The organism is Mycobacterium vicinigordonae (genome assembly GCF_013466425.1).
GTDB lineage: Bacteria > Actinomycetota > Actinomycetes > Mycobacteriales > Mycobacteriaceae > Mycobacterium > Mycobacterium vicinigordonae.
The window spans coordinates 1,569,359-1,582,268 of record NZ_CP059165.1; the positions used below are offsets into that span (position 1 = coordinate 1,569,359).

Below are 12,910 nucleotides of genomic sequence, written 5' to 3' on the forward strand. Positions count from 1 at the left end.
CGCTCGTGGGACCAACCGGAGCTCGAAAGGTAGGTCAGTGGTCTTCCGTGCAGACCAGGAGATCGGCATCGATCTCGCCGCAGTCGATTGGTCGTCGACACCACTAGGTCCCGTCGAAGCGTGGCCACAGAGCCTGCGTACAGCCGTCGATATCCTGCTCTCGTCTCAATTTTCGATGTGGATGGGGTGGGGGCCCGACCTCACGTTCTTCTGCAATGCCGCCTATCGCCGCGACACCCTGGGACGCAAATATCCCTGGGCGTTGGGCCGGCCGGCCCGCGAGGTGTGGGCCGAGATCTGGTCTGACATCGGGCCGCGTGCCGCCCGCGTCCTCAGTGCGCAGGAATCGACCTGGGACGACGGGTTGATGCTTTTCCTGGAACGGTCCGGCTACACCGAGGAGACCTACCACACCTTTTCCTACAGCCCGCTGCGAGACGATGACTCGCGCGTGGTCGGTTTGCTGTGTGTGGTCAGTGAGGACACCGGGCGGGTCATCTCACAGCGCCGGATGTCGACGTTGCGTGAACTCGGTTCGGATCCGAGCGTGGTGCGCACCGAGCGGCAGATGCTCGACTTCGCCGCCCAGCAGCTCGAGCGCAATCCCTACGACCTCCCGTTTACCCTCACGTACCTCTTCGACAACGACGGGCAGGCGCACCTGGCCGGGGCCAGTGGCATCGAGGCCGGGCATCCGGCTGCACCGCAAACGCTGCCCGGCAACGACTCGTCGGTGTGGCCCGCCGACAAGGTGGCCCGAGGCGAGGCGCAACTCGTCGAGCTGGACGGCGCCGCGATGGGCTTGCCCAGCGGCGCCTGGCGTAAGCCGCCAGTCCAGGCGCTCGTCGTGCCGCTGCGGCAGCAGGGTGGATCGCCGGTCGGGTTCCTGGTGGCGGCGCTGAACCGGCACCGGGAACTCGACGACGGCTACCGCGGCTTCGTCGAATTGGTTGCCGGGTACATCGCGACGGGTGTGAGCAGCGCCCGCAGCTACGAGGCTCAGCAGCAACGCGCCGAGGCGCTGGCCGAACTCGACCGCGCAAAAACCACGTTCTTCTCCAACATCAGTCACGAGTTCCGCACGCCCCTCACCCTGATCCTGGGACCGGTCGACGAGTTGCGGGCCCGGCCGACCGGTGTGGACGACTACGCGCGTCAAGAACTCGAACTCGTGCACCGCAACGGACTGCGGCTGGCCAAACTGGTCAACACACTGCTCGATTTCTCCCGTATCGAGGCGGGGCGGATGCAGGCTCGATTCTCCGCCGTGGACCTGGCATCCATCACTGCCGAGCTGGCCAGCGTGTTTCGGTCGGCGATCGACCAGGCAGGGCTGACGTTCACGGTGGACTGTCCTGCGCTGGACGAACCGGTGTACCTGGACCGCGAGATGTGGGAGAAGGTGGTGCTCAACCTGCTCTCCAACGCGCTGAAATTCACTTTCGCCGGGTCGATCACCGTCCGGGTGTCCCGGGACGACGACCACGCGGTCGTCACCGTCGCCGACACCGGAATAGGCGTCCCCGCCGCCGAAATGCCCCGGCTCTTCGAGCGCTTCCATCGCATCGAATCGGCGCGCGCCCGATCCACCGAAGGTAGTGGGATCGGATTGGCCCTGGTCAAGGAGCTGGTGGGGTTGCACGGCGGAACCATCAGCGCCGACAGCCGCGAGGGCACCGGCACCACGTTCACCGTTCGGCTTCCCTTCGGCGCCGCCCACCTGCGCAGCGACGAAGTGGTCACGTCAGGGCAGGCGGCGACACCGGCTTCTTCCGGGGTGATCGCCGAGCCGTTCGTCCTGGAAGCCTTGCGCTGGCTGCCGGGGGCGTCGACATCGACGGAGGTCGGTACGGTCCCAGACGTCACGGTCGAACCTCGCGGGTCGCGGGTGTTGGTGGCCGACGACAACGCCGACATGCGCGAATACCTGACCAATCTGCTGCGCGCTTCCGGCTACGAGGTCAGCGGCTACAGCGACGGTCTGCAGGCGCTCGATGCGATCCGCATCCAACTTCCCGATCTGGTGATCAGCGACGTCATAATGCCGGGTCTGGACGGTCTGGCCTTGCTTGCGGTGCTGCGCAAGGATCCGCGCACTGCCGCGCTGCCCGTCATACTGCTGTCCGCGCGGGCCGGCCAGGAGGCGGCGGTCGAAGGCCTACTCGCCGGCGCGGACGACTACCTGGTCAAACCATTCGCGGCCGCCGATTTGCTGGCCCGGGTTCGCGCCAATGTGGAGTTGACGCGGTTGCGTAACCATCACGCGCGCTGGCGCACCGCGCTGGTGGACTCGCTACAGGAAGCGTTCTTTGTCTGCGACGAGTACGGTGCCGTCGTCGAGATCAACGCCGCCTTCAGCGAGATCCTCGGCTTCGGTCCGGAAAACCTGCCCTATGAGCCCATCCATCCCTGGTGGCCGACCGCCGAAACCGACGCCGACGCCTACCGACAGGTCGAAACGGCGTTCGGCGCGATGCTGACCCAGGCGCAGGGCACCTTCACTGTTCCGCTGGTTCACCACGACGGGCACCGGCTGTGGGTGGCGGTGTCCTTCAACCACGCTGAGGATCCCGACACGGGCCGCCGGGTCATGGTGGGCACGTTGCGCGACGTGACGGCCGAGCACTATATGGTGCAGCGGCAGACCGCGCTGGCCGCGCTCAATCAGCAACTGGTACAAGCAGATACGTTGGACGACGCGCTGCGCGGCGCGGCCGAGGTGCTTCGCCGCGTGTGGCAGGCTCGGCGCGTTCTGGCGGTCACGTTCGTCAGCGATTCGTCCACGGAGCGGGCACCGGACCTGGTCTGCGCCGGGGAACCGATCAAGTGGGGCGACCTGACGCCACAGCGGCGGAGCCTGATGGAGTCGTTGCGCGACGCCGATCTGCTCACCACCGTCACCGAGGAAGCGGGCACGGCCGGCATCGCACTGCAACAGCCTCGCGGCGTGCTGGTGATCTGGGTCCAGTTGGCCGAGAAGCGCGCGTTTACTCCCGAAGACCACACGTTGCTGACGGTGTTGGCCGGACGGCTCGGGCAGGGTCTGCAGCGCGTCTATCAGTTGGACGTGCAACGCGAAACCGCGGTGGCGCTGCAGCACGCGATGCTGGGTCCGGCTGACCTGCCCGGTGGTATCGCGGTGCGCTACCTCCCCGCGAGCCGCCCGTTGCAGGTCGGCGGCGACTGGTACGACGTCGTGGATCTCGGCGACAGCCGGATAGCCCTTATCGTCGGCGACTGCGTCGGACACGGATTGGCGGCCGCTACGGTGATGGGCCAGTTGCGTAGCGCTTGCCGCGCCCTGCTGCTCGAGCAATCCGGCCCCAGGGCCGCCCTGGCCGGACTGGATCGCTTCGCGGCGCTTCTCCCCGGCGCGCGCTGCACCACGGCATTCTGCGCGGTGCTCAACTCCGATACCGGCGAGCTGGTGTACGCCAACGCGGGCCATCCGCCGCCCATCCTGGTCTACGCCGACGGCACCAAGGTGATGCTGGACGGCGAACATGGGCTGCCATTGGCGCTGCGACCGGAGTGGGATCGGCCCGAATCGCGCATCACGATGCCGCCGCGGGCAACACTGTTGCTCTACACCGACGGCCTGGTCGAGCGCCGCGGCATGTCATTGGACGACGGCATGTCGCGTGCCGCCGATCTGGTGCAGGACGGCCGTTCGCAGTCCCTCGACGAGGTTGCCGATCATCTGATGTCCGACTTGGAGCCCGCGGGCGGCTATCCCGACGACGTGGCCGTGCTGCTGTATCGCCAACCAGCGCCGCTGGCAATGGAATTCGTCGCCGACGCCGAACAGCTCGCCGGAAGTCGGGCTGCCCTGCGCAGCTGGCTGACTCAGGTGGGGGTCGAGCCAACCCAAATCCAGGACGTGTTGACGGCCGCCGGTGAGGCCGTCGCCAACGCGATCGAACACGGCCACCGCGACAAGCCGCACGGCACCGTCTCGCTGCGTGCCACCGCGGTGGTGGACCGCCTTCAGGTGACCGTCACCGACAGCGGCGTGTGGAAGCCGCCTACGAAGGTGCCTGGCATGAGTCGCGGTCGTGGCATCGCCTTGATGCGAGTTCTCATGGAGGACTTCAGCATTCACTCCACCGATGCCGGCACCACGGTGCACATGTACGCGAGGATCCCGTAATGGCCACACCGCTGTACCTCATCACCGACCGTGGCGCAGACGGGACGGCGCGGGTGACGGCCACCGGCGAAATCGACCTGAGCAATATCAAGACATTCACCCGGGCGTTGACGGCCGCCGGCGAGGGGACTCGTCGGCCGATCACGATCGATCTGAGCGCGGTTCGGTATCTCGACAGTGCCGGTATCAACGCACTTTTCGATCATGCCGACGCGGTCGACCATCTGCGGGTCATCGTGCATCCCTTACTGATTCGGGTTCTCACGATCAGCGGGCTCAGCAAGATCGCGACGGTCGAGTCCGCGACGGCGTCGACCGACGGCTAGTCCAGCTAGCGCGCCGCGGGCCAGGGAGGTGGCCCAGCGGCTGGTCGCTGCGCTACGCGCCAGTTATCCCGCCGCTCGGGAGGCGCAGGTGCTGGACGTCGCCGTGGTGCCCTGGCCCAAGGCCACTTTCTCGTCGCGGGTCGGCATGTCGACGATCCGCCCCGCTAATCGCACGGCGCTGCCGAACCTGGCGTTAGCCGGCGACTGGACCCTCAATGATTGGCCCACCACCATGGAGGGCGCCGCAAAGCGCCTCGCTCGCGGTCGATTTGGTTCATGCGGCGCTCGGCGCGGCGGGTGCCGAGGTCTAGGGTTGGCCACATGCCGAAGCTGCAGGGACGACGCGTTGCCATCACCGGAGGGGCGCAGGGGATCGGCCGCGCGATCGGCCAGGCCCTTATCGCTGCCGGCGCCAAGGTGGCCCTCGGTGACGTGCAGGAGTCCGTTGTCCAGCAGACCGCTGCCGAACTCGGCACGGCGGCAACGGGTTATCGACTCGATGTAACGGATCCAGCCGGTTTCGAGGCGTTCCTGGACCGCTCGGCCGAGGATCTCGGCGGGCTCGACGTACTGGTCAACAACGCCGGCATCATGCCGATCGGACCGTTCCTCAACGAGAACCCCAACGTCACCCGTCGCACGCTGGAGATCGACATTCTGGGGGTGATGACCGGAACCCGGCTGGCCGGTGCGCGGTTCGCAGCGCGGGGGTCGGGTCACATCGTGAACATCGCCTCGGCGATGGGCACTCTGGCATCGCCGAACGCCGCCACCTACTGCGCTGCCAAATATGCGGTGGTCGGATTCTGCGCGTCGCTGCGTCAGGAGTGGCGGGGCAGCGGGGTCAACATTTCGGCGATCTGCCCCGGCTTCGTGCGCACCGAGTTGATCGCGGGAATGGCGGCGCCCCGCCCGCTGGAACGGTTCCTGGTGGTCAACCCCGAGGACGTCGCCGCCGCGGTGGTCACCGAACTGGGCAAGGGCGCCTCGCGCACCGTGTTTGTGCCCAAGTTGGTAGGTCTGGTCTCCCGCGGAACCAGCACCCTGCCGGCCCCGGTCGTCGACGCTGTCTTCCGGCTGTCCGGCGGCAACAAGGTCACCTCGGAGCTGGACCGCGAGAAACGGGCGTCGTACCAGGCGCGTGTCGAAGGCCGAGGGATTCAGGAGTAGCTATGTCGCGTATCGAGCTGACAGGACTGCGCGGGGTGCCTGAGACCGCACTGTCCGAGGCCCTGGTCGCCACCCTGCCAGGCAATGCGGCGCCCGCACCGTGGGAATGCCGCTGCTCGGCGGTGCTGTGGCTGGGCCGGGGCGGACGGTCCGCCGCTGCGGCGCTGCCGCCGGCGCTGGCCGGTAGCCCGGCGCTAGCCACCCTTGGTGGATTCGTCCGATACACCGACACCCCGGTCGGCCCCTACGACGAGGTGCTCGGCATCGTCGGTTCCCGCACCGGGCTGCGTCCGTGGGGCAACGTGGCCTTCATGTCGGTGGATTCGCAGTCCAGTCTGGTCGGTGGCCGCACTAATTGGGCGATGCCCAAGACGCTGGCCCGCTTCGACGGGGAGTTGGCCAACGGCCGGGTTATCACCGCCAGCAGTGCCGACCAAGTGTCCTGGACGGTCAGCGCAACCCCGCGGGTGGTGGGCCCGGCTGTCCCGCTGAAGACGAAGGGCAGCGCTCGGCAGCAGTTCGCCGACGGGCGGGTCGGTGACTGCCTGCTGACTTTCGCCGGCCGGGTGCAGCCGGCGTTGGTGACCGTCGGCGTCACGTCGACGGGAACTCTGCCATCCTGGCTGCGACCCGGACTGCACCTCGGGGCGTTGGTCGACGACGCTGTCTTCACCCTGGGCGAACCGCGCCTTTAGTTAATCCAGCTCGCCGTATTCGTCGAACCAGTGCGCAAGTTTGCCGCGCCGGCTGACGGCCCGAAGCCTGGCTTCGGCGGCCGCCCGGGTCTTGCTGGTGGTGACGATCAGCAGTTCGTCGCCGGCCGCGATCCGCGTGTCGGGTTCTGGGACGAAGGTGTGGCCGTTGCGGATGATCAGCGTGATGACCGCCGGATCGGGCAGGCGCAGCTCCAGGATGGTGACGTTGTGCAGTCGCGACGGCCGCTGGACGGTCATGGTCAGCAGTTCCGCGTCGAGCATGTCCAGGGGGGCGGCCTCAACCTGGATCTCGCGGGTGGCCTCGCGAGATATCAGTCCGAGAATGCGGGCGATCGGGCGCAGGCTGGGTCCCTGGATCAGGGTGAAGACCACCACCAGCACGAACACGATGTTGAGCAGGTGGTGACTGCCCTGGACCCCGGCGACGATCGGGAAGGTAGCCAGCACGATCGGGACCGCTCCGCGCAATCCCGCCCAGGACAGGAAGACCTGTTCGCGCCATGGGATGCGGAACCAGATCAGCGATCCCACCACCGACAGGGGCCGCGCGACCAGCAGCAGGACCAGGCCGATGACGATCGCCGTGACCACATCCGGACCCAGCTCGCTCGGGTTCACCAGGAGGCCGAGCAGCACGAACAGCCCGATTTGTGCCAGCCAGCCGACGCCTTCGGCGAACGAGCGGGTCGCCGACCGGTGCGGCAGCCCCGAATTCGCCAGCACCACCGCCGCCAGATATGCGGCGATGAAGCCGCTCGCGTGGGCATCGCCGGCGGCGGCGAACGCCATCAGACCCAACCCGAAGGTGGCGATCGGATACAAACCCGACGCCGGGAGGGCGATGCGGCGCAGCCCGACGGCGCCGAGGTAGCCGACGACCAACCCGATCGCCGATCCGCCCAGCAGTTCATAGAGCAGGTCGGTTACCGCGCCTTCGGGGTGGAAGACGAACGGCACCACGCTGAACATCAGCACCAGGATCACGCCGGGGGCGTCGTTGAACCCAGACTCGGCCTCCAGTAGGCCGGCCAGGCGTCGCGGCAACGGCAACACCCGCAGCACCGAGAACACCGCCGCGGCGTCGGTGGACGACACGATGGCGCCGAGCAGTAGCGCGAGCTGCCACTCGATGTGTAGCAGCAGGTGCGCTCCGACCGCGGTCACCAACGTGCTGATCAGGACGCCGAGGCTGGCCAGCGATGCCGCCGGGGCCAGCACTTTGCGGATATCGCCGAACCGGGTGGTCAAGCCGCCTTCGACGAGAATCAATGCCAGCGCCGCGGTCCCCACGTTGCGGGCCAGCAGGGCGTCGTCGAATTGCAGCCCCAGGCCGTCCTCGCCGATCACCACCCCGACCATCAGGTAGAGCAGCAGGCTGGGGAAGCCCACCACGGTGGCCACCCGGGTACCGACGATGCTGGCCAGCAGCACGAGGCCGCCGATCGACACGATCAGATACAGCTGTTCCAGGGTCATTCTTTCCCGTTCAACATGACCAGCGCTTACCGCGCTCTGCCCGGCGAGGGTGCCGATTTCGGCGTCCTGTCAGTAAATCAGTCCGGACCGACCGATCGCTCGGCGCACAGCAGGAGGCGCCGACCCTCTGTGGATACGCAAAGATGATTACGTGACGACACGCAAGTTGCGAATCGGGATTGCCGGAGCCGGCAATGTCGGGCGTTCCGTCGCGCAGGAACTGCTCGACAACGGGCACAAGATCTTGCTGATCGAGCGGGAGCGCCGCGCCTTCGAGCCGCATAAGGTCCCCGACGCGGACTGGCTCAATGCGGACGCTTGCGAGATGTCTGCGTTGCAGGAGGCCGGCGTGCAGACCTGCGACGTGGTTATCGCGGCTACCGGCGACGACAAGGCCAACCTGGTCGTGGGTTTGCTGGCCAAATCCGAGTTCGGTGTGCCTCGAGTGGTGGCGCGCATCAACGACGTCCGCAACGAGTGGCTGTTCGGGCAGGCGTGGGGGATCGATGTCTCGGTTTCGACGCCGGGCGCCATGGTCGCCGGGATCGAGGGCGCCATCGATGTCGGCCATCTCGTGCGACTGATGGGTCTGCGCGAGGGCCGCACGGCCCTGACGAAGTTGACGCTGCCCGCCGACAATCCGACGGTCGGGCAGCGCGTCGACGAGCTGGATCTGCCGCACAACACTGCCCTGGTGACCGTGGTGCGCGGCGACCAGGTGATCGCCCCCCGGGACGAGGATGTTCTGGAGGGGGGCGACGAGTTGCTATTCATCGCCGACAACGCCCGCGAGCGTGCGCTGTGGGCCGCCGTAAACCGGATCAAGCCGACGCCGCGGATGCCGATGCGTCACGACGCCTGGTGAGGGCGCGCGGGTGACGGTCGCATTGCTTCGAGAGATGTTCGAGCGGATGGTCGTCGCCAAGAGCGGCGAGCTGATCGAGCACTACTACCACCCCGACTTCGTGATGTGCTCCGACGGGGTGACGCAGGGTTTCGCCGAATTCCGCGATAGCCACCTCAAGCTCTACGCGACGCCGATCAGTTACGCCGTCGAGTACGACGAGCAGGCGTGGGTGGAAGGCACCGATAAGGTCGCCGGCCGGGTGTGGATCACCACCGCACGCCCCGGGGAAGAGCCGACCCGCATCGAGGTGGTGCTGATCGCCGCTTACCGAGACGGCCGCATTTACCGGGTCTGGGAGACTACTTGGCCGAGTTGGCGCGGTGTGGCCGCGTTGGACGGGTACTGAGATGGGCGCGGCGGCTATTGTTCAGCTGATCCTGCGCAGCAGTTCGGCCGCCGCACGTCGACCGCTGAGTACGGCGCCGTGCACGGTGGCCGGATTGTCCACCCCGACGGCTTCACCGGCCAGGTAGAGCCGGTCGCCGAGCGGTTCCTGGAGTCGCCGACGATCGTCTAGGCCGGATCCTGGTGCGTGAAAAGAGTACGAACCCAGTGCAAACGGGTCGCTGGTCCAACTCGATGAGCGGACCTCGGTGACATCGGTTCCGAACAGCTCTCGGGCGATCGGCATCGCTTGGGCCAGCAGTTCTTCGGCGGCCGCCGACTCCACCTGTCGGCCACGCCGACCGGCGTTGAAGGCCAACACAATCGGGCCGGCGGCGGCGGGCAGCGTGAACCACTGAGCCCACATGCCCTGCTGCGAACCCAGGTACTGGAAGAACGCGTTTTCGGCGTCCCAGGTGCGGCGTCGGAGACGGAAGTAGCTCTTGGACAGCACGCCGAATCCCAGCGCGCTCACCGCGTGCGCGTGGCCGTCGGGAAGGGGCGGGTCGAAGGTGACCTTGCCGGATTTGAGCACGCCGAGCCCAACGGTGACGATTGCGGCGGGTCCCTCGAAAGTCTGGCTGCCGGCCCGTAGCAGTACTGAGTTGTCTTTGCGCACAACGGTATCCACCATAGTGTTGAGCGTGATCGGCAAGCCTTCGGCCAGTAGCCGCGGCAGCGCGTCGTAGCCGCTGGTGATCACCGCCTGTGCGCCGCCGGTGTAGGTGCCTACGTCAAACGTGTTGGCGGACAGCTGGTTTGCGTCTGCGGCGTACTCGTCCTCGATTTCGGTGGTGACGTAATACGCCAGCGCGGCTCGGTCCCGCTCGGATAGCCCGACCGACTCGCCGTCGACGGCGGCGCCCAAGGTCCCGCCGTCGACGGCGTCGCGCGCGTCCGACACCAAGGCGCGCCAGGTCTCGGGGTGGTAGGTCATCGGCTGCAGTCGGGGATCGATGGCCAGTTTCGCCGGCCGGTTGTAGTCGGTGGCAACGACCTGGGCCTGCACCTTCGCCGCCAACTCCAGCAGCGGATTGCCCGTCGTGCCGTGGATCCACGAGGCGCCCATTTCCAGCGGCGTACCCCACTCGCGGCTGGTGTGCACGCGCCCGCCGATCCGGTTGCGAGCCTCGATCACCCGCACCGACCGGCCCGCATCCGCAAGGCTGCGCGCCGCGGCCAGTCCGGCCATGCCGGCGCCGACGATCAAGATCGACCCGGTGTCCGGGGGCAACGTACTCGTGCTCGACGGCCCGTTGACGCTCTGCGGCGACGGCCGTGCGCACCCTGCTAGCAGGGCGGATGCCGCCAGGAAACCCCGACGCGACAGGGACACGGGTGTCAGCGTCTCACACGCCGTTACCCGATCGTGTTCTGCGAACGCGGCAGAACGCACATTACGGTCAGGTAAAATTGTGCATATCCGGAGGGCGGCAACGGTGCCGCGTCCAAGGGGGGAGCGGCGATGAATGCTCAACAGGCCACCCGTGCTTTGCCGGTCGGCCGCGCCCTCACGGTTCGCGCGGCCGACGGCACGCCCCTGCACGCCGAGGTGTTCGGCCCGCCCGACGGTTATCCAATCGTTTTGACCCACGGCTTCGTGTGCGCCATCCGCGCCTGGGCCTACCAGATCGAGGATCTGTCGGCCGATTTCCGGGTGATCGCGTTCGACCACCGTGGGCATGGTCGCAGCGGCCTGCCGCGCCGTGGCGGCTACAGCCTCAATCACCTTGCCTCCGACCTTGATTGCGTGTTGGACGCCACACTGGCTCCGCACGAACGCGCGGTGATCGCCGGGCACTCGATGGGCGGGATGACCATCCAGGCCTGGTCGCAGCGCTACGGCCACAAGGTCGCCCGGCGCGCCGACGCCGTGGCGCTGATCAATACGGCCAGCGGTGATCTGCTCCGCAAGATCCGCTTTCTCTCCGTCCCGCGCGGGTTGTCGCCGGCCCGGGTTGTGGCCGGGCGGACGCTGATCAACGCGGTCGGCGGCGTCCCGCTGCCCGACGCCGTGCGGATCCCGGCCCGCTACTTGGTCGCGCTGATGGCGACCGGCGCCGAGGCACATCCCGACGTGGTGAAGCTGGTCTACGAGATGTTCGCGCAGACCTCACCGGCCGGGCGCGGGGGTTGCGCACGGATGCTGGTGGGGGAGGTTGGGTCGCGCCACCTCAGCCTGGCCGGCCTGACGGTGCCGACCCTGGTCATCGGCAGCGAACGCGACCGGCTGACGCCCATCAGCCAATCCCGCAAGATTGCTCGCACGGCACCCAATGTCGTCGATCTGGTCGAGCTGCCTGGCGGGCATTGCTCGATGCTGGAACAGCCGGCCGCGGTGAACGGGCAGCTGCGCGCGCTCGCCGAGTCGGCGTTGGCGCGGCGCGAGCTGCGGTTGATCAGCTCATAGCAGGGCGGCGACCTCGGCTGCGGCGCGCCGGCCGGACCGGACGGCGCCGTCGAAGTAGCCGGTCCACTCGTCGGCGGTCTCGGTACCGGCCCAGTGGATCGGCCCGACTGCCGCGCGTAGCAACGGGCCGTATTTGGTCCACGATCCCGGCGGCACCGCGGCAGTAGGCCCGCCGGGTGCGAATTCCTCTGCCCCCCAACGGAAGTCCGTGTAATCGAGCGGCTTTAGCGCGGCGTCTCCGTACACCGACGCAAAGCAGCGCAGCGCGTCTCGGCGACGCTGGTCGCTGGGCAGCGAGTCGAAAGCCCGGGCGTCGACGAAACCCAGCAAGATCCCCGGGCCGTCGTCGTGCGGGCTGACATCGAAAGTGATGAACACCGGGCCGCGGTCCAACAGCGCCTGTCCGGACAGGCCGTCGGCCCGCCAGAACGGTGTCTCGTAGGCCGCGTACGCCTTGCTCAGCCGGCCCTGTGGCCACCCTCGGGCGAGTTCGGCGTAATCGGGCGGCAGCGGGGGATCGAACTCGATGGCGGCCCGGTGGGCGGGCGGGATCGCGACGATGACGAATCCTGCCTCGGCCTCACCCCGGTCGGTGCTCACCGTCACGCCTGATCCGTGCCGTTGAATACGGCGCACCGGCGCGTCCAGGACTACTCGGTCGCCGAGTTCGGCCGCCGCGCGCTCGGCGATTTGTTGGGTGCCGCCCGGGATCAGGTCTTGCTGAGCGCCGTTCTCGACGTCGAGGAGCCGATTCAGGCCGCCGGCCGCCCGCACATAGCGGGCCGCGTGCAGCATCGACACATCGCCGGGTTCGCACCCCCAGGTCACCCGGGACATGATCGCCATCAGGTCCAGGGACGATTTGCTGGCCCGCACCATGCCGAGCCACTGACCGAGCGAAACGCTGTCCAGTTGCCGTGCCCGCTTGGCGTTCCACGGCGCCGAGATCGGCACGGCACGGGCAAGCCGTTCGAACTGCCATTGCAGTCGGCCGATGTCCAGCAGGCCCACCAGCGACAGCCGGGGGATGGTTCCGCCGTATGCGCGCGCGGCGCCGCGCCACAAGATGACGTTCTTGCCGTCGTGATATGTCGGGGTCGTGGGCACCCCCAAATCGGCGGCCAGGGCCAGCACCGCGTCCTGGGTGGGGCCCACGAACGAGCCGCCCAGATCGACGGGCAGTCCCGCGACATTACCGGTAAACGAACGGCCCCCAACTCGGTCGCGGCCCTCGAGTACCAGCACTTCATGACCCTGTCGGGTCAGTTCAAGGGCTGCGGTTAGCCCGGCGAAGCCGGCCCCCACCACGACAACATCGACGTTCCACGGGGCAGTTGTCACGCCCTACAGTGAACCGCATCCCGGATGTGA

General features: G+C 67.8%; 10 protein-coding genes and 1 pseudogene. 8 read left to right on the forward strand and 3 right to left on the reverse strand.

Annotated features, from left to right (window positions below; genetic code table 11):
• Positions 1-37: 37 nt before the first annotated feature.
• The 5 genes and pseudogenes from H0P51_RS06965 (at position 38) to H0P51_RS06985 (ending at position 6,341) form a co-directional block, all read left to right on the forward strand.
• On the forward strand, positions 38-4,150 hold the full coding sequence (locus H0P51_RS06965; protein ID WP_180917243.1) for a SpoIIE family protein phosphatase: 4,113 nt from the start codon (positions 38-40) through the stop codon (positions 4,148-4,150).
• Complete coding sequence (locus H0P51_RS06970) at positions 4,150-4,476, forward strand: STAS domain-containing protein (protein ID WP_180917244.1); 327 nt, start codon at positions 4,150-4,152, stop codon at positions 4,474-4,476. Before H0P51_RS06965 ends, H0P51_RS06970 begins: the two co-directional genes overlap by 1 nt.
• 28 nt (positions 4,477-4,504) lie before the next feature.
• A pseudogene (locus H0P51_RS28360) lies at positions 4,505-4,663 on the forward strand (amine oxidase); the annotation flags it as partial.
• Between the two features lie 134 nt (positions 4,664-4,797).
• Entirely contained in the window at positions 4,798-5,646 is an 849-nt protein-coding gene (locus tag H0P51_RS06980) for an SDR family oxidoreductase (RefSeq protein ID WP_180917245.1), read from the forward strand.
• A gap of 2 nt (positions 5,647-5,648) precedes the next feature.
• Entirely contained in the window at positions 5,649-6,341 is a 693-nt protein-coding gene (locus H0P51_RS06985; protein WP_180917246.1) for an acetoacetate decarboxylase family protein, read from the forward strand.
• Here H0P51_RS06985 and H0P51_RS06990 read toward each other — a convergent pair whose 3' ends face one another.
• A complete protein-coding gene (locus H0P51_RS06990) occupies positions 6,342-7,838 on the reverse strand; it encodes a potassium/proton antiporter (RefSeq protein ID WP_180917247.1) in 1,497 nt (498 codons plus the stop codon).
• A 166-nt stretch (positions 7,839-8,004) separates the two neighbouring features.
• Here H0P51_RS06990 and H0P51_RS06995 point away from each other — a divergent pair, with 166 nt between their 5' ends.
• Positions 8,005-8,703 carry a potassium channel family protein gene (locus H0P51_RS06995; RefSeq protein WP_180918793.1) on the forward strand — a complete coding sequence of 233 codons (699 nt, stop codon included), beginning with the start codon at positions 8,005-8,007 and terminating at the stop codon, positions 8,701-8,703.
• Between the two features lie 10 nt (positions 8,704-8,713).
• Positions 8,714-9,091, forward strand: coding sequence for a nuclear transport factor 2 family protein (locus H0P51_RS07000; protein ID WP_180917248.1), 378 nt, complete (start codon positions 8,714-8,716; stop codon positions 9,089-9,091).
• Positions 9,092-9,112: 21 nt separating this feature from the next.
• Here H0P51_RS07000 and H0P51_RS07005 read toward each other — a convergent pair whose 3' ends face one another.
• On the reverse strand, positions 9,113-10,459 hold the full coding sequence (locus H0P51_RS07005; RefSeq protein ID WP_425489024.1) for a flavin monoamine oxidase family protein: 1,347 nt from the start codon (positions 10,457-10,459) through the stop codon (positions 9,113-9,115).
• A gap of 135 nt (positions 10,460-10,594) precedes the next feature.
• On the opposite strand from H0P51_RS07005, the gene H0P51_RS07010 reads away from it, so the two are divergent.
• Positions 10,595-11,539: an alpha/beta fold hydrolase gene (locus tag H0P51_RS07010; RefSeq protein WP_180917249.1), complete on the forward strand. Its 945-nt coding sequence runs from the start codon at positions 10,595-10,597 to the stop codon at positions 11,537-11,539.
• Here the strand turns inward: H0P51_RS07010 and H0P51_RS07015 are convergent.
• Positions 11,534-12,880, reverse strand: coding sequence for a flavin monoamine oxidase family protein (locus H0P51_RS07015; protein ID WP_180917250.1), 1,347 nt, complete (start codon positions 12,878-12,880; stop codon positions 11,534-11,536). The genes H0P51_RS07010 and H0P51_RS07015 overlap by 6 nt on opposite strands.
• Between the last annotated feature and the right edge of the window lie 30 nt (positions 12,881-12,910).

Bases quoted from the DNA above. Each gene is read 5' to 3' on its own strand.
- H0P51_RS06970 (WP_180917244.1), top strand. From the start codon at position 4,150: ATGGCCACACCGCTGTACCTCATCACCGACCGTGGCGCAGACGGGACG.
- H0P51_RS06980 (WP_180917245.1), top strand. From the start codon at position 4,798: ATGCCGAAGCTGCAGGGACGACGCGTTGCCATCACCGGAGGGGCGCAG.
- H0P51_RS06985 (WP_180917246.1), top strand. From the start codon at position 5,649: ATGTCGCGTATCGAGCTGACAGGACTGCGCGGGGTGCCTGAGACCGCA.
- H0P51_RS06990 (WP_180917247.1), bottom strand. From the start codon at position 7,838: ATGACCCTGGAACAGCTGTATCTGATCGTGTCGATCGGCGGCCTCGTG.
- H0P51_RS07010 (WP_180917249.1), top strand. From the start codon at position 10,595: ATGAATGCTCAACAGGCCACCCGTGCTTTGCCGGTCGGCCGCGCCCTC.